Annotated in this window: 3 protein-coding genes; all 3 read left to right on the top strand. The window is 48.4% G+C overall.

The annotated features are described in order from the left end of the window. Window positions 1-237, top strand: a 237-nt coding sequence (locus C6H04_RS07810; protein WP_233711896.1) for a hypothetical protein, incomplete at its 5' end; no start/stop codon positions are given. 9 nt (window positions 238-246) lie between these two features. Then, window positions 247-849, top strand: a complete 603-nt coding sequence (locus tag C6H04_RS07805; protein ID WP_104732824.1) for a hypothetical protein — start codon at window positions 247-249, stop codon at window positions 847-849. Further along, the coding region (locus C6H04_RS07800; protein WP_233711895.1) for a terminase large subunit domain-containing protein at window positions 849-1,702 on the top strand (854 nt) is incomplete at its 3' end. The genes C6H04_RS07805 and C6H04_RS07800, both read left to right, overlap by 1 nt.

The raw sequence follows: 1,702 nt of genomic DNA, 5'->3' as shown, positions 1-1,702 counted from the left end.
GAGTACTACATCTTTTTGCAAGGCGGTATGGGGCCTGATAGAAACGCAGCCCAAGGAGCCCCTAGCAGCTTTGCTAATGTCTTGAGCGTAGCAGGGGGCAAGGGAGGGGGCAATGGTTTAGGACAGATGGGCCCTGTCAAGGCAGGCTGGTACAATCTGAATGCCAACCAGACCTATAACATCATAGTGGGCAGTGGAGGGTTATGCGTTGTGAGTTATGCAGAGAGAATTAACTAGGAGGATACCATGCAAGCTCCAGATATCAGTGCAGGTAGAGGAGGCTTAGCCCTCTTCAATGAGAGTTTAGCCCAAATGCGTGCCAGCCATCAAAATCTCGCCCAAGCCTTTGGGCAATTCAGCGAGCATCTAAACAAGAGCAGTGCCCATGTGCTCAATACCTTCAATAATGAGGAGCTCAAAGCCTACCAGCGCCTAAGAGATAGCAAAGCTGACGCCCAACAGGATAGAGCCGCCCAATTAGAGCAAGAGCGCTTCAATCAGGCCCAAGCCCAGCAACACCTAGAGAACACTTTTAGAGAAAAGCAATGGAATGCCCAGCAAGCACAACAGGCCATTATCAACAAGCAGAATGCCCAAAGACTGGCCATTGAGCAGGGTCGCAACAAAGCCCTCAATGCCCTCAGCTATGCCCAGAGCAAGGCACAGAACGCCCAGGCTACAGGCTATAACATCGATAATTTCTACAAAGGACACATCGTCAAGAGTGCAGATGACCCAAAAGCTATCCAATTTGGCAACCAAGTCCAACAAGACTTATTATACCCCGCCTACAAGAAAAAGCCCCCAGTGAACAGCACACCAGCCCCTTTCCCCATGAATAGAGAATGATGGACAAGCAAGCCATTACGCAAGAGCTTATCTTAAGAGCTTTGGCCAAGAAAGACTTGTATACCTTTGTCAAGCTCAAATGGGCACGCTATAACCTAGCCCCCTTTTTAGATAGCTGGCATATCGCCTATTTGTGCAAGGTGCTAGAGCACACTCTGCCCAGTGCGCAAGAACACTTAATCACGCGTTTGATGATCAACATGCCCCCCAGCTATGGCAAGACCGAGATCATCGCACGCTGTTTCATCGCCTGGGCTTTAGGCTTAGATAGGAGCAGAAAATTCTTTTACATCAGCTACTCTGATGATTTGTGTCGCAAAATTGCTAACCAGGTTAGAGACTTGATGAAGTCCAAATACTATGCCCAAATCTTCCCTGAACCTCTAGAGTTCTTGCAGGACAATGCCCAAGAGTTTGTGCTCAGAGAAGGAGGGGGTTTGTTTGTGACCACGCTTAAGAGTGCGCTCACAGGCTTTCATGCCCACCAAATTCTCATTGATGATCCCATCAAAGTGAGCGAAATGTCTAGCAAGAGTGCGATCAGAGCCGTGCATAGCAATTTCAAAGAGAGTGTGCTAAGCCGCTTGCAGGACAACCATAGCAATATCACCCTATTGATGCAGAGACTGGGGGATAATGACCTATGTGGCTTTTTATTGAGTGAGAGAGAGTTTGAGAGGGAGAGCATTGAGGCTTGGAAGGTGCTCAAACTCCAAGCCCTTAACACACAAAGCCAAACCTATGCAATAGGAGACTTTAGCTACACCAGAGAAGCCCAAGAACCCCTCTTTGCAGAGCGCCACAATGCAGAACAATTAGAAGCTTTGCGCCTGCAAATGGGCAATGACGAATT

The sequence above is a fragment of the Helicobacter salomonis genome, assembly GCF_900197775.1.
GTDB classification, from domain to species: domain Bacteria; phylum Campylobacterota; class Campylobacteria; order Campylobacterales; family Helicobacteraceae; genus Helicobacter; species Helicobacter salomonis.
Note: the sequence above shows the minus strand (reverse complement) of the source record. Positions and strands in the feature narration are given on the sequence as shown.

Bases quoted from the DNA above. Each gene is read 5' to 3' on its own strand.
- C6H04_RS07805 (WP_104732824.1), top strand. From the start codon at position 247: ATGCAAGCTCCAGATATCAGTGCAGGTAGAGGAGGCTTAGCCCTCTTC.